This is a genomic window from Variovorax pasteuri (assembly GCF_051216435.1).
Taxonomy (GTDB): Bacteria; Pseudomonadota; Gammaproteobacteria; order Burkholderiales; family Burkholderiaceae_C; genus Variovorax.
The window spans coordinates 348108-366119 of record NZ_JBPJZS010000006.1 but is presented as its reverse complement, the minus strand read 5'-3'; the positions used below and the strand labels follow the sequence as shown (position 1 = coordinate 366119).

Genomic DNA, 18012 nt, shown 5'->3' with positions numbered 1-18012 from the left:
GGCGTCAGCTTTCGGTGAAGGGTGCGGGCTCGACCGGCAACGCGCGCTTGTGGGCGCTCTTGCGGTGCGTCGAGACGATGATCTCGCGCGCCTTGGCCGACACCGGCTTGCCCTCGAGGAAGTCGTCGATCTGCTCGTAGGTGACGCCGAAGGCGTCTTCGTCGGGCTTGCCCGGCACCAGCGACTCGAGGTCGGCCGTGGGCACCTTGTAGACCAGCGCGTCGGGCGCGCCCAGCAGCTGGGCCACCGCGCGCACGCGGCGCTTGTTCAGGCCGGTGAGCGGCGTGATGTCGGCCGCGCCGTCGCCGAACTTGGTGAAGAAACCCATCAGCGCCTCGGCCGCATGGTCGGTGCCGATGACGATGCCGTCGTGCGCGCCTGCCACCGCGAACTGCGCCACCATGCGCTCGCGCGCCTTGATGTTGCCGAGCACGAAGTCTTCGTGTGCCGCGTCGCGGAACTTCAGGTCGCCGGCCTTCAGCGCGGCCAGCATGCCGTCGGCCGCGGGGCGGATGTCCACCGTGATGGTGCGGTCGGGCTTGATCACCGCGAGCGAGGCCTGCGCCTCGGCCTCGTCCTTCTGCACGCCGTACGGCAGGCGCATGGCGATGAAGGTGGCGTCGCGGCCTTCGGCGCGCAGCTTCTCCACGGCGCGCTGCGCCAGGCAGCCGGCGGTCAGCGAATCGACGCCGCCGCTGATGCCCAGCACCAGCGTCTTCAGGCCGGTCTGCTTCAGGTAGCTCGCGAGAAAGTCGACGCGGCGCGCCAGTTCGCGGGCGGCATCGAACACGGGTGCGACATGCAGCGCCGCGATGATCTCGCGCTGCGTGGCGTCGGCGGGGGTGAGGTCTGCGCTCATGGGTTTTGTCGGGAGTGGGGGAAGGTCAGAAATCCACCAGGCTGAGGCCGATGCTCAGGACCGTGCGCTTGCGGTTGTAGTCCACCAGCGTGTCGCCGTAGCCCGAGAACAGCTGCGTGTGAAAGCGCAGGTTGCTCTTGGTCGGGTCGCCGATGGCCTTGAGCCATTCGAGGCGGATCGAGCCGCGTCCGCTGTCGCGCAGGTTGTTGCGCACCGTGATGCCGAACTGGTTGTCGCGGTTGAAGTTCCAGCGGCCGGTGACTTCGGCGCGGCCGATGTAGTCGGCGATGTCGGGGTTGTCGTCCTTGGCGGCGCTCTCGGCAATGCGCTTCCAGATGCGCCCGGTGATGGTGAAGCGGTCGTCCAGCTCGGCGCCGCCCATCAGGTACACGCGGTTCCAGCTGCGCGATAGCGGCAGCGTCTGGCCGTTCGACTGATGCACCAGCCCCAGGCCGGCATAGCGCCAGCGCCAGCCGCCGGGCAGCTTGAAGTCGGTCGGGTAGACGTACATCAGCTCGGGCTCGTGGTCGGTGGTGCGAAACGGCCGCGAGATGGCGCCGTTGAACAGCTGCCATGTCGACTGCTGCGTATAGGCGAACCACAGCGAGTCTTTCTTCGTCGGGTCGTCCTGCGTGAGCATGCCCTGCGCGAGCTTGGTGCGCACCGACAGGCCGATGCGCATCTCGTTGGCCTGGTAGGCGACCGGGGTGGCGGTGTGGTCGGCCGAGGGCGAGGTGGGCGTCTCGGGCTTCTTGGTGGCGGCCGAGACCGACACGTTCAGCGGGCGGTAGCCGCGAAAGCCGAAGGTGCCGCAGTCGGTGGCGTTCTCCAGTTCCCAGAAGCGCGACAGCGTCGAGTACTGGCGGTCGCGGCAGCCTTCGGTGGTGGCCACCGAGACCACGCGCGTGGCCGGGATGGAGGCGTCCACCGGTGGCGCCTGCGTGCTGGCGAGCACCGGCGGCGCCACGGGCACCGACGCGGAGGGCAGCGTCTGCTGCTGCGCCCAGCGGTCGAAGCAGGCCAGGCGTGCCTCGTTGTTGCTGCCCAGCGCGCTGCATTGCTGCCAGGTGAGCTGCGCGTCGGCCAGCGGGCTGGCCGGCTTGTCGACGGCCTGCGCATGCGCGGCGGCCGCGCCACCGAGGCAGGCGGCCAGCGTGGCGAGCGTGGCGAACTTGAAGGGGGGTGGAGGTTTCTTCATGGCTTTCCTTGCGCCGCCGCCGGCGCGGCTGTCTTGCTGAGCACGAACGGGTGAATGCTTTCGTCGGCGGCGTTGCGCCACGTGCCCCTGAACTCGCGGCCGCACGAGCGGGCCTGGAGCTTGCCGGACCACACGCCGCTGATGGCGCGGCCGTCCTGCGATTCGTCGATGGAGAGCGCGCCTTCGTCGTCCACGTCGCCCGCGAGCTGCGCGACCGTGGCCTTGGCGGGGTTGTCCGGGTTGCGGGTGATGGTGCCGCGCACGCCGTCGTAGTCGGGGTGCTTGCCCAGCTGCACGGCAGCCACGGCGGGCAGGCCGTCGAAGCGCGCCTCCCAGCGGCCGTACAGCGATGGCAGCGGCAGCTCGCGCGCGTCGGTGGGGCAGTCGGGGTTGCCGCGGCCGATGGCGCAGCCCGCGAGCGCGGTGCTTGCGAGCACGGTGGCGGCCAGCAGCGCCGCGGTGAAGGGGGAACGGGGGGTACGGGTCTTTGTCATGGGGTGGCGGCGGCCTTGGCCGCGCTGTCCTGCGCCTTGCGCGCGAACTCGGCGCGCAGCGCCTTGAGCTTTTCGCGCGGGTCTTCCTTGATGGTCTCCTTGCTCAGGCCCATCTCGGCGATGAAGCGGCTGGGCACGCAGGGCACCATCTCGCGGCCCTGCTTGCGCTTCTTGGTCCAGCTCACGGCCAGGCTGCGCTGGGCGCGGGTGATGCCCACATACATCAGGCGGCGCTCTTCCTGCAGGCGCTGCAGCGTCTCGTCGCTGATCACCTGCTGGCGGCCGTTGTCGTCGTCCAGCTTGAAAGGCAGCAGGCCCTCGCTCACGCCGACCAGCATCACGTGCGGCCACTCCAGGCCCTTGGAGGCGTGCAGCGTGGAGAGCGTGACCACGTTCTGGTCCTGCTCGCGCTCGCTGATGGTCGACAGGAGCGAGATGGTCTGCGCCACCTCCAGCAGGCTCTTGCGCTCGGCCTCGATGTTGCTGTCGGCGCCCGAGGTGTCGTCCAGCGTGCCGCCGGCGCGCTGCGACATCCAGTCGACGAACTCCAGCACGTTGGTCCAGCGCGAGGCCGCGGCGGCCTCGCTGTCCTCGCCGTCGTACAGGTGCTTCTCGTAGTCGATCTCCTTCAGCCATTCGAGCATGAAGGTGCGCGAGTCTTCCGCGCCCATGGTGCGGCGCGCGCGGTACTCCAGGTCGTTGATGTAGCGGCCGAACTCGTGGATGCCCTCGAGCGTGCGCTTGGGCATCACGCTGGGCAGCGACGGGCTGAACAGCGCCTCGAACAGGCTGAGCTTGTACTGGCTCGCGAAGGTGCCCAGGCTGGCCAGCGTGGTGTGGCCGATGCCGCGCTTGGGCGTGGTGATGGCGCGCAGGAACGCGGGGTCGTCGTCGTTGTTGACCCACAGCCGGAACCAGCCGCACAGGTCCTTGATCTCGGCGCGGTCGAAGAAGCTCTGGCCGCCCGACACCTTGTACGGAATCTGCGCCTTGCGCAGCGCCTGTTCGAACACCCGCGCCATGTGGTTGGCGCGGTACAGGATGGCGAAGTCGCGGAACTCCTTGTGCTGCTGGCCCTGCGTGAGCGAGTCGCCCGCGCGGATGCTCACGATGCGCGCCACCGCGCGCTCGGCCTCGTGCAGCTCGCTGTCGGCGTCCACGATGCGCACCGGTTCGCCCTCGCCGAGCTCGGAGAACAGCGTCTTGGGAAACAGCTTGGGGTTGGGCCCGATCACGTTGTTGGCCGCGCGCAGGATGGCGCTGGTGGAGCGGTAGTTCTGCTCCAGCTTGATGACCTTGAGCTTGGGGTAGTCGATCGGCAGCTTGCGCAGGTTGTCCAGCGTGGCGCCGCGCCAGCCGTAGATCGACTGGTCGTCGTCGCCCACCGCGGTGAACTGGCCGTGCTCGCCGACCAGGGCCTTGAGCACCTCGTACTGGGTGGCGTTGGTGTCCTGGTATTCGTCCACCAGGATGTGGCCCAGCGCGGCCTGCCACTTGGCGCGCACCTCCGGAAACTCGTGCAGCAGCTTCAGCGGCATGCCGATCAGGTCGTCGAAGTCCACGCTCTGGTAGGCCTGCAGGCGCTCTTCGTAGCGGCCCATGATCTTTGCGGTGATGCGCTCGTTGTCGTCCACCGCGGCGGCCTCGGCCTGGGCGGCGTTCAGGCCCATGTTCTTCCACTTGCTGATGGTCCACTGCCAGATGCGTGCGGTGGCCGCGTCGGTGCTGCCGCCGGCGTCCTTCAGGATCTTGGTGACGTCGTCGCTGTCCAGGATGCTGAACGCGGGCTTCAGCCCGAGCACGGCGCCGTCCTCGCGCATCATGCGCACGCCCAGCGCGTGGAAGGTGCACACCACCACCTTGCGCGCGTCCTTGCCGATCAGGTCCTTGGCGCGCTCGCGCATTTCCGCGGCGGCCTTGTTGGTGAAGGTGATGGCCGCGATGCGCTTGGGCTCGAGGCCGGCCTGGATGAGGCGGCCGATCTTGTGCGTGATCACCCGCGTCTTGCCCGAGCCTGCGCCTGCAAGCACCAGGCAGGGACCGCGCATGTAGTTGACAGCTTCCTGCTGCGCGAGATTGAGACCGTGAGACATGGGGATGGGAGAGAACCGGAAATCGCCGTGCGCAGCCGCGGGCGAAAAAGCGTGAAAGCCGAGAAAAGCGGGCAATGATACGGGGCGGACCCCGCGCGGGGTTGTAGGCCGCGCACGCCTGTGCAATGACCCTGCGGCCATCGCGGCAGGCAACGACAATCGCCGGGTGCTGCCTGTATTCCTTGTTACTTTCCCTTTCTTCGCGTTAATCGCGGCTGGTTATGCCGCCGCTCGCGCGCGCGTCCTGCCGCTGGACGCGATTCCTGGCCTAAACACCTTCGTGCTGTATTTCGCGCTGCCCTGCATGCTGCTGCGCTTCGGCGCGGGCACGCCCATCGGGCAGTTGCTGGACGGCAGCGTCGCACTGGTCTGGGGCGTTTGCGCGCTGGCCGTGGTGGCGGGCGTGGTGATGTTCACCCGCAATGCGCGCATCGGCTGGAACGACGCGGCCTTCGGCGCGCTGGTGGCGGCGTTTCCCAACACCGGCTTCATGGGCGTGCCGCTGCTGGTGGCCCTGCTGGGGTCGCAGGCGGCGGGGCCGATGATCATCACGATCGCGTTCGACCTGGTGGTGACCTCGTCGCTGTGCATTGCGCTCTCGAGGCTGGACGGCGCCGTGGGCTCCGTGGGCGTGGCGGTGGCCGGGCGCCAGGGCGCCTCGCTGGCGGCGCGCAAGGCGCTGCGCGGCATCCTGGTCAACCCGATGCCGTGGTCGATCCTGCTGGGCGTGCTGCTGTCGGCCGCGCGCTGGCAGCTGCCGGGCCCCCTCGAGCGCACCGTCGCCATGCTGGCCGATGCGGCGTCGCCGGTGGCGCTGTTCACCATCGGGGCGGTGCTGGCGCGTTCGGCGCTGCTGGCGCGCGAGCACGACGCCAGCGCGGCGGTGGCCGAGGCGATGGGCACGCGCCCCAAGGCCGCGCACAACGCGGCGAAAGCGCCGTGGAGCGACGTGCTGCCGGTGGTGGCGGTGAAGCTGCTGGTGCACCCGCTGCTGGTGTGGGGCCTGGGCCTGGGCGCCATGGCGCTGGGACTGCCGCTGTCGCATGCGGCGCTGGTGGTGATCGTGCTGGTCGCGGCGCTGCCGAGCGCGAGCAACGTGGCCATGCTGGCCGAGCGCTTCGGTGCCGACAACGGCCGCATCGCCCGCATCATCCTGTGGACGACGGTGGTGGCGTTCTTCAGCTTTCCGCTGATGGTCGGCGCGCTGAACTGAGCGGCCGGGGTGGCGCTACGGCGTCAGCACGCCCAGCTTGTACGGGTCTGCGTCGGAGAGCCGTTCGCACTTGGAGAAGTCGCGGCCCTGCGTGCCGTCGCAGTAGTAGGTGTTGTAGACGCGGCCGAAGAGGGTGGGGCTCGCGGTGAAGAGCACGCCGTGGTCGGGCTGCCAGTTGTCCTTGGGCGGCGGCGCGCCGGCTTCCGCCGGTGTGGCGCTGGCCGGGGTGGTGGAAGCAGCGGTGGAAGTCGAAGCAGCGGTGACTGCTGCTGCCGCGGCGGGCGGCGTGAAGTCGGCCAGCGTCTTGTGGGCCTCGTCCCCGCGCCAGCGCGTCGCCAGCTCGGAGGCCGTGGGCCGCACCGCCACCGGCAGCATGATGCCGTTGACCTGCGGGCCGTAGCCGAAGCGGTGCGTCTTGCCCGCCAGGAAGGCGTAGGCGCAGGCTGCCATGCACTGGCCCCGCACCTCGGTCTGAACGCCGCTCGCGCGGATGGCTTCGGCATAGGCGCCGGCCGCGTCCGCGGTGCCGCCGAACGAATCCTCGAAAACCACGGTGCGCACCGTGCCGCTGGCCAGCTGTTCGGTGAATTCCTTGACGGCGGTGCCGTCGAGCATGCCTGCGACCACCAGCCGGCTGCCCTGCAGCGCCAGTTCGGCTGCGCCGGCCGAGGGCGAGGCGGTCAAGGCCAGGCATGCGAGGCAAGTCGCGAGTGACAAAACCCAACCTGGTGCGGACGGCGGTTTCATGGCGATCTTTGCGGACCCTGGGGCCTTTGCCTTTTCGATGGCGAGCTTGCTTGGAAGACGTAACCCGCGACAGGTTCGCGTCGGTTACAGCTTGAACAGCGCCGGGGGATGCCGTCAACTGTTTTTTCACAAATTTTCGGGTAAGCCAAGGCTGGCCTTAAGGCATAGACGGCGCTATCACTTCAGTTGAATGCTTCCGTTTGCAGTGGCGCTGCTACAGTGCTTGTACGTCAAAGGTGTGAATAGGGGCGCGCAATGGCAATTCTGGTTCGCATCCTGTTGTGGTTCTTGTGGCTCGCCGGCGTCGGCTGGTTCTGGCACGCCAGCAAGTTCGGCACGGCCACCGCCATCGCGCTGGCCGCGCTGAGCCTCGTGGTGTTCGCCTGGCCGAGCAGCATGGTGAGGCGCCGGCACAACGAGCTTCGCTACGTCGACATGGGCAAGGAACCGACCGGCTACCACTGACAAGCGCGGTGTCAGGAAGGCGCTTGCTGCAAGCGCTCGAACTCGTGGCGCTTCATGGTCATGTAGTCGTTGCGGTCGACCTCGTGCAGCTGCTTCGCGTACTGCTCGGTGGCGTCGAACCACGCGCCCAGGCGCTGTTCGAGCTGGCCCGCGGCCGGCGCATCCAGGTAGCTGTCGATGGCCAGGTAGTAGCGCATGGTGTTGCGCTCCACCACGCCGCGCACGCCGCCGATGTACTCGCCCTGTCCCTTCGAGGTGAACCCGACCTTGTCGCTGCCCAGTGTCGAGAGGTACCCCTTCATCGCCAGCCGCGCGGCGGTGCCGTAGGCGTAGGCGTAGCTCATGTGGATGGCGGTCTTGCCGTTGTCGGCCGGCGTGGCCTCCAGCACGATGGCGTAGTCGCGCGTGGACAGCGGCCCGGTGGCCGCGCTCAGGCGCACGTTCAGGTAGTTGGCGTCGGCCTTGCCCACTTTGTAGGCGAAGTCGATGTTCTGTGCGTCCGACAGCGGCTGGTCGAACTTGCGCCCGACGGCCACGGCCAGGGCGGCACCGCCGCTCTTTACCGCGCAGTGCTTGGTGTTGAGGTGCAGCATCAGCACCTGGCACCATGCGGCCGGCTCGCGCAGCGCGCCGCTCACCTGGTTGAAGGGGTGGTCGACGAGCGCATAGACGTCGCCGCTCAGCCGGTCGGCGCTTTCGTTCGACTCGATGGTCAGCGGGCGCTTGAAGGCGTTGCTTGCCAGCTGCGGTTTCAGCGCATCGAGCTTCGCGCGCAATGCCTCGCCACCGTTGGCAGCGGCGGCAGTGGCAGCGGGGGCTGCAGGGGCAGGCTGCTGCGCCGCGGCCGGCAAGGCACACAGCGCCGCGCAGGCCGCCAGGAGCCAGGGTGCGAACGCGCGGCGCGCCAAGGGGGTGGGGGCGGTTGTCATGCGAGTCACTGTCGCCACGCGCCGGCTTTCGGCGTGCAGGACAAGCGGCTCAGATGCTGTGCGGATCGACGTCGACCAGCCAGCGGATCACGCCCTTGCCCTCGGGCGTGCGCCGCAGTTCGTGCAGCAGCGGCTGCCACAGCGCCAGCAGGCGCTGCAGCGCGGCGCGCGAGGGGCTTTCGATGAGCATCTGCGCGCGCTCGACGTTGGCCACGCGCTGGATCGCCAGCGGCACCGCCGGGTAGCGCGTGACGAGGTCGGCGCCCGGCAGCGCCTCGGCCTTGTCGGCGGCCAGGTTCAGGAAGCCCTGCGCCACCGCCTGCTCGCGCGCGTCGGCCCGCAGCAGCGCCTGGTAGGCGAAGGGCGGCATGGCGGCGGCGCGGCGCTCGTCGAGCTGCTGCTGCGCGAAGGCGGCGTAGTCGTGCTGGCGCAACGCCGTGAACAGCGGGTGCTGCGCGTGGTGCGTCTGGATCCACATCTCGGCCTTGGCGCCCTGCGCCGCGAGGTAGGCCGCGTCCCGGCCCGCGCGGCCGGCCGACTGCATCAGCAGGCTGAACAGGCGCTCGGGCGCACGGAAGTCGCTCGAGAACAGCGCGCCGTCGGGGTTCACCGCGGCCACCAGCGTGATGCGGCGGAAGTCGTGGCCCTTGGCGATCATCTGCGTGCCGACCAGCACGTCGACCTCGCCCGCGTGCACCGCGGCGAGCTGCGATTCGAGCGCGCCCTGCTTCCTGGTGCTGTCGGCGTCGATGCGCGCGATGCGCACCGCGCTGCCGTCCGGGTGCTTCACCGTGGCGAACAGCTCGGCCAGGTGCTCCTCCAGCCGCTCGGTGCCGCGGCCCACCGGCGCGATGTCGGGGTTGCCGCAGGCCGGGCAGGCGCGCGGCACGCGTTCCGTGAAGCCGCAATGGTGGCAGCGCAGCGTGCGGTCGATCTTGTGGAACACGCGGTAGGCGCTGCAGTGCGGGCATTCGCTCTTCCAGCCGCAGTCGCCGCAGGCCAGCACCGGGGCGTAGCCGCGCCGGTTCAGGAAGATCATGCTCTGCTCGCCGCGTGCGATGCGCTGGCCTATGGCGTCGAGCAGTGCGCCTGAAATGACCGTTTTCGGCGGCTGCAGGTTCATGTCGACCAGGCGCACCGTGGGCAGTTCGCCCGCGCCGATGCGCGAAGGCATGGCCAGGCGCACATAGCGCCCGCCCGGGTCGTCGCCCTCGGGCGGGCGGCTCTGGTGCCAGCTTTCGAGCGAAGGCGTGGCCGAGCCCAGGATCACCTTGGCCTTCTCGCGCTGGCCGCGCCACACGGCGAGGTCGCGCGCCGAGTAGCGCGCGCCTTCCTGCTGCTTGTAGCTGGGGTCGTGCTCCTCGTCGACCACGATGAGCTTCAACCCCGGAATCGACGCGAACACCGCCATGCGCGTGCCCAGCACGATGCGCGCCGCGCCGCCGTGTGCCGCCAGCCAGCTCGCCAGTCGCTGCGGGTTCGTCATGCCGCTGTGCAGCGACACGACGGCCTCGTCGCCGAAGCGGGCCTTGAAGCGGGCTTCGAGCTGCGGCGTGAGGTTGATCTCGGGCACCATCACCAGCGCCTGCGCGGCGGGGTCGCGCGCCAGCAGGTCCGCCACGCAGCGCAGGTAGACCTCGGTCTTGCCGCTGCCGGTGCTGCCGACCAGCAGGAAGGTGCCGGTTTCGGCATCGATTCGGGCCAATGCGGCCGTCTGCTCTGCACTCAGTGCTATCAAATTCGAAGATTCGGCGGTCTCGGCCACCGGCCCGGCCGTCGTCTTGCGCTTGAGGCGGCGCGCCAGCTGCGTGGTGCTCAGGTCGCGCAGCTGCGGCGGCAGGGCCGCCAGGGCGATCTCGCCGATCGAGCGCTGGTAGTAGCGCGCGGCAAAGGCCACCAGGTCTCGCCAGGCCTCGCCCAGCGGCTCGAGCGCGTCCAGCGCGGCGCCCACCGGCTTCAGCGCCATGTCCGGCGCGGCGCCTTGCAGCGCGGTGGGCGGGTTCCACACCACGCCCAGCACCTCGCGCTTGCCCAGCGGCACCCGCACCAGCGTGCCGGGCGGCAGGGGCTCGGCGCCGGCGTAGCTCAGCAGGTCGCCCAGGGCGGCATGCGCGGGGGTCTGCACCGCGACGTCGAGCCGCCAGGGCAGGCCCGAGGGGCTACCGTTCGTCGGATGAACGGTGCCGTCATGAGGGAGGGCGGCGTCGGCGATGGGAATACTTCTTGGCAAGGTTTGTTAAAGCGACTTTGAGCACATTCGCTTAAGTCGTTGATTTCTCACAGCTTTGGAATCCATCCAGAGTTTCTGTGGATAACTTTGTTGACAACCGGGCGCCACACGCCGCCAAGCCTTGTAAATCAAGGCTCCGGCCAGATTGCCCGGAAAAAAAGCAAAGTTCAAATCCTATATAAATCAACAACTTGGCGGTGCTATTGCTTTGGGAGCAAAGGGGCGGATCCCTCGGATAATCTTGCGCAGTGCAGCACGGGTTTTGTGCATAAGTCAGTACCCATATACCGTTTTTGCGCTTGACAAACGGCTGCGGACCGCCTTTTGGGGTGCGGTCGACGCCTGCGCGCCGTCCGCCCCCGCCAGTTCACAGTTTCAACCGCGCAGGGCGCGCGACTGGCTGTGCACCGCCTGCACCAGCGCCGCCACGTGGTCCGGCGGCGTGAACTGGCTGATGCCGTGGCCCAGGTTGAAGATGTGGGTCGGGCCCTTGGCGTTGAGGTCGGCGTGCGGCTTGCCGAAGGCGTTCAGCACCTTCGACACTTCGGCCTCGATCTGCGCGGGCGGTGCGAACAGCACATTGGGATCGATGTTGCCTTGCAGCGCCTTGGCCTTGTCGTCGGCGCCCTCGGCGACCTGCCGGCGCGCGCTGGCCAGGTTCACCGTCCAGTCGACGCCGAGCACCTGGCAGTCGAGCTCGCGCATGGCGTCCAGCCACAGGCCGCCGCCCTTGGTGAACACGATGCGTGGCACCGGCTCGCCGTCGGCGCCGGTGCGCTTCAGGCCGGCCAGCACGCGTGCGGTATAGGCCAGGCTGAATTCCTGGAACGCGCCGTCGGCCAGCACGCCGCCCCAGCTGTCGAAGACCATCACGGCCTGCGCGCCGGCGTCGATCTGCGCGTTGAGGTAGGCGGCCACCGAATCGGCATTCACCGCGAGGATGCGGTGCATCAGGTCGGGGCGGCTGTACAGCATGCTCTTCACGAGGCGGTAGTCGCTGGAACCCGCGCCTTCCACCATGTAGCAGGCCAGCGTCCACGGGCTGCCCGAGAAGCCGATGAGCGGCACGCGGCCGTCGAGCGCCTTGCGGATGGAGGCCACGGCACTGAACACGTAGCGCAGCTTGTCCATGTCGGGCACTTCGAGCGCGGCCACCGCGGCTTCGTCGCGCACCGGGCGCGCGAAGCGCGGGCCTTCGCCGGCCTCGAACGACAGGCCCAGGCCCATGGCGTCGGGCACGGTGAGGATGTCGGAAAACAGAATCGCCGCGTCGAGCGGGTAGCGCGCCAGCGGCTGCAGCGTGACTTCGGTGGCGTAGTCGGTGTTGGTGGCCAGCCCCATGAAGCTGCCCGCCTTGGCGCGGGTGGCGACGTACTCCGGGAGGTAGCGGCCGGCCTGGCGCATCAGCCAGACAGGCGTGTGGTCGGTGGCCTGGCGCCAGCAGGCCCGCAGGAAGGTGTCGTTTTTCAGGGGGGCGAAAGGCATCCGGGCATTGTCGCAGGGGTGTGTCCTGAAGCCTGCAAGCCTCGTCAGGCGATGGGCTTGCCGCCGAACACTTCGGCCACCATCCCGGCCAGCCACCGCAGCCCCGGGTCGCCGTCATGCGCCGCGGCCCACAGCAGCGACACCTCGTAGCCGGGCGTCTCGAACGGCAGCGGGCTGACCGCCAGTCCCAGCGCATCGCGCCAGGCAGCCGCCGCGAAGGTGGGCACCGTGGTGATCGCGGGCATCTCGCGCACGATGAACGGGCTGGTCGCGAAGTTGCGGCTGGAGAACACCACCTGCCGCGCGAGGCCGCGTTCGCGCAGCAAGTCGTCGACCAGCCCGCTCAGGTCGGCGCTGAAGGAGGTGAGCAGGTGCGGATGGCGCAGGTACTCCTCGAGCGTCACTCGCTTTCCGCGCGTTTTCACGAGTTCGGGGTTGTAGACGCAGACGAAGTGCCAGTCGAACAGCGCGCGCCGCCGATGCCATGCGGCGCAGTCGATGAAGACACCCACCGCCAGTTCGATCTGCGCTGCGTCGAGCATGCCGGGCGCGTTGGCGCGGTCGGCTTCGCGCGCGACCAGCCGCACGCCCGGCGCCTCGGCCGCGAGGCGCTGCATCAGCCGCGGCATCAGCGCCACTTCGAGCGCATCGCTCAGGCCGATGCGGAACACGCGCTCTGCCCTGGCGGGGTCGAACGCGGGTTGTGCATGCAGCGCCTGCTGCAGCGACAGCAGCAGCGGCTCGATGACGCGCGCGAGCTCGAGCGCGCGCGGCGTCGGCGTCATGCCGTGCGAGGTGCGCACGAACAGTTCGTCGCCCAGCGCCACGCGCAGCCGCTTGAGCGCGCCGCTCAGCGCAGGCTGGCCGATGAACAGGCGCTGCGCCGCGCGCGTGACGCTGCGTTCGTGCAGCAGCGCGTGGAACACGAGCAGCAGGTTCAGGTCGAGCCGCCTGAAATCACTTTCGTTGATGTATTCCATGGTTTCAAACGATTTGAATGATAGGGCGCCGCTGCCTAACCTGAAGGCACTTTCTTCATCAGTCATTCAAAGGAGTCGACATGGCTTTGGAACAACAGACAGTGGTGGTGGTCGGCGGTTCGTCGGGCGTGGGGCTCGAGACCGTGCGGCGCATGGCCGCAACCGGTGCGCGCGTGATCGCGACCGGACGCGACAACGGCAAGCTGCAGGAGGCCATCGGCGGCCTGGGAGCGAACGTGAGCGGCGCGGCCTTCGACGCCCGCGACCGTGGCGCGCTCGATGCCTTCTTCAAGAAGACCGGGCCCGTCGATCACCTGGTGCTCACGCTCAGCGGCGGCGAGGGCGCGGGCGAGTTCGCGCAGCTCGATCTCCAGTCGCTGCGCAGCGGCTTCGAGGCCAAGTTCTGGCCTCAGCTCGAGGCGGCGCAAGCCGGTGCGCGCGTGCTGCGCAAGGGCGGCAGCCTGACTTTCGTGACGGCGATTTCCGCGCGCAATTCACTGCCCGGCACCGCGGGGCTGGCTGCGATCAACGGCGCGATCGAGGCGATGCTGGGCAGCCTGGCGCGCGAACTCGCGCCGAGCCGGGTGAATGCGGTGTCACCGGGCCTGGTCGACACGCCCTGGTGGGACCGCGTGCCCGCCGCGCTCAAGGACGACCTGTTCCGCCAGCAGGTCGAGACGCTGCCCGTGGGCCGCGTGGGCCGGCCGCAGGACGTGGCGCATGCGATCCAGTTCCTGATCGAGAACGGCTACACCACGGGCACGGTGATCGAGTGCGACGGCGGGCTGCGGCTGGTCTGAAAAAACTCAGACCACCGGCACGCGCCGCGCGTCCGCCGCGCTCACGTTGCGCCGGTAGAGCACCAGCGTCGCAATCAGCCCGCAGATGGCCGCTGCCGTCATCCACAGCCCCGGCGCGCCCTTGTCGCCGGTCATCTCGATCAGCCCCGTCGCAATGGCCGGGGTGAACCCGCCGAACAGTGCGGTGGCCAGGCTGTACGCCAGCGAGAAGCCTGCCGTGCGCACGTTCACCGGCATCACCTCGGTCAGCGCCACCACCATCGCACCGTTGTAGCTCGCGTAGAGGAACGACAGCCACAGCTCCACCTCGAGCATGCGCGCGAAACTCGGCGCGCCCACCAGCCACTTCAGCGACGGGTACGCCGTGAGGATGGTCAGCACCGTGAACAGGATCAGCAGCGGCTTGCGCCCCACGCGGTCCGACAGCGCACCCATGATCGGCAGCCAGATGAAGTTGGAGACGGCCACGCACAGCGTGACGACCAGCGCGTCGGTGGTGCTCAGGTGCAGCACGGCCTTGCCGAAGGTGGGCGTGTAGACGGTGATCAGGTAGAACGACACCGTCGTCATCGACACCAGCATCATCCCGGCCACCACCAGGCCCCAGTTGGCAATCATCGACTGGAAGATTTCGCGGGCGTCCGGGCGGTGCTTGCGCGCCATGAACTCCTCGGTCTCCTGCAGGGAGCGGCGGATGATGAACAGCACCGGCACGATCAGGCAGCCCACGAAGAAGGGCACGCGCCAGTAAAAGTCGCCGATCTCCTGCGAGGTGAAGCTCACGTTGAGCCAGTAGCCCAGCGCGGCCGCCACCACGATGGCCACCTGCTGGCTGGCCGACTGCCAGCTCACATAGAAGCCCTTGTGACCCGGCGTGGCCATCTCCGACAGGTACACCGACACCCCGCCCAGCTCCACGCCGGCGGAGAAGCCCTGCAGCAGTCGGCCGATCAGCACCAGCAGCGGCGCGGCCAGGCCGATGGTCGCGTAGGCCGGCACGCAGGCAATCAGCAGCGTGCCCACGGCCATGAGCGCGAGCGTGACGATCAGCCCCTTGCGGCGGCCGACGCGGTCGACGTACGCGCCCAGGAAGATCGCGCCCAGCGGCCGCATCAGGAAGCCCGCGCCGAAGGTCATGAAGGTCAGCATCAGCGAGGCGAACTCGTTGCCGGCCGGAAAGAACGCCTTCGAGATCTGCGTGGCATAGAAGCCGAACAGGAAGAAGTCGAACATTTCCATGAAATTGCCGCCGGTCACGCGCAGGACGGTGGCGACTTTCGAGGAGGACGATGAGGAGGAGGCGCCGACGGTGGCGCGGGCGGGCGCGCCTTGCGGCGCTGTGGAGGGCGCGGTCTTCATGTTGTTGTCCCCTGTGGCGTATGTGGTCGCCGAGAGTAGGCCGGGCTTCCCGACCGCTGCCTGACTGCGCCGGTCAGGTAGCTGTCACGCCCCGGCGCCGTCGCGCGGGGCATGGGGTTGGGCGCTCAGGTCTTGTACTTGATCGAGCAGCCGTAGGGCCGCGTGCTGGCTGTGGAGATCGGCTTGCCGCCGAAGGCCTCGCCCAGCGCCCGGTTCACGTAGTTGGTGGCGGTCTTGATGTCCTCCGCCCGTGCCGACGCGATGCTGTCGATGCCGCCCGCGTACACCAGCGTGCCCTTGGGGTCGATGATGAAGATGTGCGGCGTGGTGCGCGCGCCGTAGACCTGGCCGATCACGCCGTCCTCGTCCATCAGCACGGCGGTGGGCGCGGCCTTTTGCGACTTCATCCAAGCGTCGAGCGCGTCGGCCTTCAGGTAGTCGCTGGCGGCGCGCTCGGTGGAGTTGATGGCCAGCCACACCACGCCCTTGTCGGTGGCGGCTTTTTGCGTGGCGGGCATGTTGCCGCTGCCGTAGTGCTTGCGCACGAAGGGGCAGCCGGGGTTGGTCCACTCGAGCACCACGAACTTGCCCGCGAAATCGGACAGCTTGTGCTTGGCGCCGGTGGTGTCCACGGCCACGAAATCGGGTGCCTGCTGGCCCACGGCGGGGGCGGCGGCGGCGTTGGTGCCCATCAGGAAAGTGGCGCCGAGTGCCACCGCGGCGGCAACGACGGCACGGCGGGAGGCCCGGCTCAGGGCGGCGCGGGCATGGCGCGCGGCGCGCAGGGAACGCGAGTCGACGGTTGGCGAAAGAGACATGGCCAGCTTGAACTCCAAAAGAAAAATTCCAAACAACAACTGCAGCTTAGAACGGTTTCTTCAAGTGCCTGTGACAACCCATGTCACAGCGGTGGTCAAAGCGCGGCGAGTGCGGCGCGAACCTCGTCCTTGCCCAGTATTTCCGTCAGCACCACCGGCGGCTTGCCCGGCGCCTGCAGCACGTACACCGGCACGCCGCTGCGGCCCAGCGCGGTGAGCGCGGCGGTGATGGCGGGGTCGCGGCGGGTCCAGTCGGCGCGCAACATGGCGACCTTCTTGGCATCGAAGTCGGCCAGCACCTGCGCGTCGGCCAGGGTGGCCTTCTTGTTGTACTGGCAGGTCACGCACCAGGCGGCGGTGAAGTCGATGAACACCGGCTGGCCGGCGCCCGAGAGTTCGGCCACGCGCTCGGCGGACCACGGTTGCCAGCGCTGGCCGGCGGCACCCTGGGGGCCCGCCGATGCGAGCGTGGCGGGCTCCACGACCTGCAACACATTGCGCCCGATGGCGGCACTCAGCAAGGCGGTGAAGGCGATCAGCACGCCCGCAATCACCATGCGCGTGCGCCCGCGCAGCGTGAGCGCCCAGACGATGGCGGCCATGCACACCAGCAGCGCCAGCAGCGTGCCCGCGCCGTCGATGCCGCTTTGCTGGCCGAGCACCCACACCAGCCACGCCACGGTGGCGAACATCGGGAATGCGAGCAGGCGGCGCAGCGTGTGCATCCACGGGCCCGGCTTGGGCAGCAGCCGGGCGATGGCGGGCACGAAGCTGGCCACCAGGTAGGGCAGCGCCAGCCCGAGGCCCAGTGCCGCGAACAGCAGCAACGCCTGCGCGGCCGGCAGGCCGATGGCGAAGCCCAGCGACACGCCCATGAAAGGCGCGGTGCACGGCGAGGCAATGACCACGGCCAGCACGCCCGAGAGGAAGTCGTTGGCCAGCGGATGCTTGGCCTGCGCGCTGCAGACCGACGACGGTGCGGCGCGGCCGAACTCGAACACGCCCACCAGGTTCAGCCCGATCAGCGTGAACAGCGCCGCCAGCGCCGCCACCACGCCCGGCGACTGCAACTGGAAGCCCCAGCCCAGCCCGGCGCCGGCCGCGCGCAGCGCCAGCATGGCGCCGCCCAGCGCGAGGAAGGACAGCATCACGCCGCCCGTGTAGGCCAGCCCGGCCTTGCGGTGCGCGCTGTCGTTGCCCGCCTGCCGCGCGAAGCCCAGCACCTTGATCGCCAGGATCGGGAACACGCAAGGCATCAGGTTGAGCAGCAGGCCGCCGAGCAGCGCGCCGAACAGGGCGGCGATGAAGGTGGTGGCCGACGGCGCGTTCAGCGCGGCCGGTGCAGCGGCGGCCGCATTCACGGCGAGGGCGGCATTGGCAGTGAGGGCGGCCTGCAGCGCCGGCGACACCTCGGCGCGCGGCGCGGCATTGGCGGGCCAGGTGCCCGACACCGGCGGCTCCGCGCGCCAGGCGATCGGCTGGCCGGCCTGCCGGTCGGCCTCGGCCAGCGCCACCACCAGCGGCAGCGCCGTGGGGCTGGCGCTGCGCTGGTCGGCCAGCGGAATCGTCGCGGTCCAGGCGCCGTCCTGCCAGGCCTGGGTCCAGTCCTTGCCGGAGACGGCCGCGGTGCGGATCACCTCGGGGGTCTCGGGGAAGAAGCCCAGCGTCTTGCCCTGCACGGCGGCGGGCAGGCCTTCGAGGCGCACCTTCAGCGTGTGGCCGTCGACCTCCACGGTGCCGGGCCTGGCCAGCGGCTGGGGCTGGGCTGCCGCGGCGGTGTCGAAATCGGCCTTGTGCAGCGCGGTCGAGCCCTGCAGCGGCAACGACAGCGAGAAGGTGCCTTCCTCGGGAATGCATTCCTTGCGGCACACCAGCCAGGAGGCCTTGAGCTGGATGTCCATGGCCGGCGTGGCGCCCAGCGCCACCGGCGGCTTGTACAGCGTGGACACCTCCAGCGGCACCGGCAGCAGCACGGTGTTCTCGTAGCCGTAGTTGGCGAGGCTGCCCACCGCGATCTTCTCGGGCACCGGCCAGGCGATCTCGCCGGTGGACACGCCGGGCGGCAGCGTCCAGGTCATTTCCGTAGGCAGGCCCGAATCGCCGGCGTTCTTCCAGTAGGTGTGCCACTCGGGCTGGTGCGTGATCTGCAGGCCGACCCACACCGGGGCGCCGGGCGTCACGCCGTCGGGCGCGTGCGCGATCAGTTCGGCGCGCACGTGGGGGGTGGTGACCACCGCGCCCGGTTTGGACGCCAATTGCGCGGCAGCCGGCATGCTGGCTGCGGCGGTTGCTATCAGAAGCGTAGCGAAAGAAATGCGCGAAAAGATCATGCCTGCAGTCGG

At 69.3% G+C, this 18012-nt stretch carries 15 protein-coding genes; 3 read left to right on the top strand and 12 right to left on the bottom strand.

The window, feature by feature from the left end:
• Positions 1-4 precede the first annotated feature (4 nt).
• The 4 genes from nadE to ACSFBM_RS22905 are packed head-to-tail and all read right to left on the bottom strand — an operon-like array spanning position 5 to position 4644.
• Positions 5-859 carry an ammonia-dependent NAD(+) synthetase gene (gene nadE / locus ACSFBM_RS22920; RefSeq protein ID WP_435486426.1) on the bottom strand — a complete coding sequence of 285 codons (855 nt, stop codon included), beginning with the start codon at positions 857-859 and terminating at the stop codon, positions 5-7.
• A 25-nt stretch (positions 860-884) separates the two neighbouring features.
• Entirely contained in the window at positions 885-2057 is a 1173-nt protein-coding gene (locus tag ACSFBM_RS22915; RefSeq protein ID WP_435486425.1) for a phospholipase A, read from the bottom strand.
• On the bottom strand, positions 2054-2551 hold the full coding sequence (locus ACSFBM_RS22910) for a hypothetical protein (protein ID WP_435486424.1): 498 nt from the start codon (positions 2549-2551) through the stop codon (positions 2054-2056). Before ACSFBM_RS22910 ends, ACSFBM_RS22915 begins: the two co-directional genes overlap by 4 nt.
• The gene (locus tag ACSFBM_RS22905; RefSeq protein WP_435486423.1) at positions 2548-4644 is read right to left on the bottom strand and encodes an ATP-dependent helicase; all 2097 of its coding nucleotides are present in this window, start codon (positions 4642-4644) and stop codon (positions 2548-2550) included. Before ACSFBM_RS22905 ends, ACSFBM_RS22910 begins: the two co-directional genes overlap by 4 nt.
• A 166-nt stretch (positions 4645-4810) precedes the next feature.
• Between ACSFBM_RS22905 and ACSFBM_RS22900 the strand changes: the two genes are divergently transcribed.
• The gene (locus ACSFBM_RS22900) at positions 4811-5857 is read left to right on the top strand and encodes an AEC family transporter (protein WP_435486422.1); all 1047 of its coding nucleotides are present in this window, start codon (positions 4811-4813) and stop codon (positions 5855-5857) included.
• A gap of 15 nt (positions 5858-5872) precedes the next feature.
• Here the strand turns inward: ACSFBM_RS22900 and ACSFBM_RS22895 are convergent, their stop codons facing one another.
• The gene (locus ACSFBM_RS22895) at positions 5873-6604 is read right to left on the bottom strand and encodes a hypothetical protein (RefSeq protein ID WP_435486421.1); all 732 of its coding nucleotides are present in this window, start codon (positions 6602-6604) and stop codon (positions 5873-5875) included.
• 255 nt (positions 6605-6859) lie between these two features.
• Here ACSFBM_RS22895 and ACSFBM_RS22890 point away from each other — a divergent pair, with 255 nt between their 5' ends.
• Complete coding sequence (locus tag ACSFBM_RS22890) at positions 6860-7069, top strand: hypothetical protein (RefSeq protein WP_435486420.1); 210 nt, start codon at positions 6860-6862, stop codon at positions 7067-7069.
• 11 nt (positions 7070-7080) lie between these two features.
• Here ACSFBM_RS22890 and ACSFBM_RS22885 read toward each other — a convergent pair whose 3' ends face one another.
• The 4 genes from ACSFBM_RS22885 to ACSFBM_RS22870 all read right to left on the bottom strand — a co-directional run bounded on the left by ACSFBM_RS22885 (position 7081) and on the right by ACSFBM_RS22870 (position 12693).
• Positions 7081-7998, bottom strand: a complete 918-nt coding sequence (locus ACSFBM_RS22885) for a hypothetical protein (protein WP_435486419.1) — start codon at positions 7996-7998, stop codon at positions 7081-7083.
• A gap of 49 nt (positions 7999-8047) precedes the next feature.
• Complete coding sequence (locus tag ACSFBM_RS22880; RefSeq protein ID WP_475545042.1) at positions 8048-10147, bottom strand: primosomal protein N'; 2100 nt, start codon at positions 10145-10147, stop codon at positions 8048-8050.
• Positions 10148-10603: 456 nt separating this feature from the next.
• Positions 10604-11713 carry a uroporphyrinogen decarboxylase gene (gene hemE, locus ACSFBM_RS22875; RefSeq protein WP_435486418.1) on the bottom strand — a complete coding sequence of 370 codons (1110 nt, stop codon included), beginning with the start codon at positions 11711-11713 and terminating at the stop codon, positions 10604-10606.
• Between the two features lie 44 nt (positions 11714-11757).
• A complete protein-coding gene (locus ACSFBM_RS22870) occupies positions 11758-12693 on the bottom strand; it encodes a LysR family transcriptional regulator (protein WP_435486417.1) in 936 nt (311 codons plus the stop codon).
• Between the two features lie 80 nt (positions 12694-12773).
• Here ACSFBM_RS22870 and ACSFBM_RS22865 point away from each other — a divergent pair, with 80 nt between their 5' ends.
• Positions 12774-13493 carry an SDR family oxidoreductase gene (locus tag ACSFBM_RS22865; protein WP_435486416.1) on the top strand — a complete coding sequence of 240 codons (720 nt, stop codon included), beginning with the start codon at positions 12774-12776 and terminating at the stop codon, positions 13491-13493.
• Positions 13494-13499: 6 nt separating this feature from the next.
• Here the strand turns inward: ACSFBM_RS22865 and tcuC are convergent, their stop codons facing one another.
• The 3 genes from tcuC to ACSFBM_RS22850 form a co-directional block, all read right to left on the bottom strand.
• Positions 13500-14852 (bottom strand): MFS transporter, encoded by a 1353-nt coding sequence (gene tcuC, locus ACSFBM_RS22860; protein ID WP_435486415.1) that lies wholly within the window; start codon positions 14850-14852, stop codon positions 13500-13502.
• Positions 14853-14977: 125 nt separating this feature from the next.
• Positions 14978-15670 (bottom strand): redoxin domain-containing protein, encoded by a 693-nt coding sequence (locus ACSFBM_RS22855; protein WP_435486414.1) that lies wholly within the window; start codon positions 15668-15670, stop codon positions 14978-14980.
• Positions 15671-15765: 95 nt separating this feature from the next.
• Positions 15766-18000 (bottom strand): protein-disulfide reductase DsbD family protein, encoded by a 2235-nt coding sequence (locus ACSFBM_RS22850; RefSeq protein ID WP_435486464.1) that lies wholly within the window; start codon positions 17998-18000, stop codon positions 15766-15768.
• Between the last annotated feature and the right edge of the window lie 12 nt (positions 18001-18012).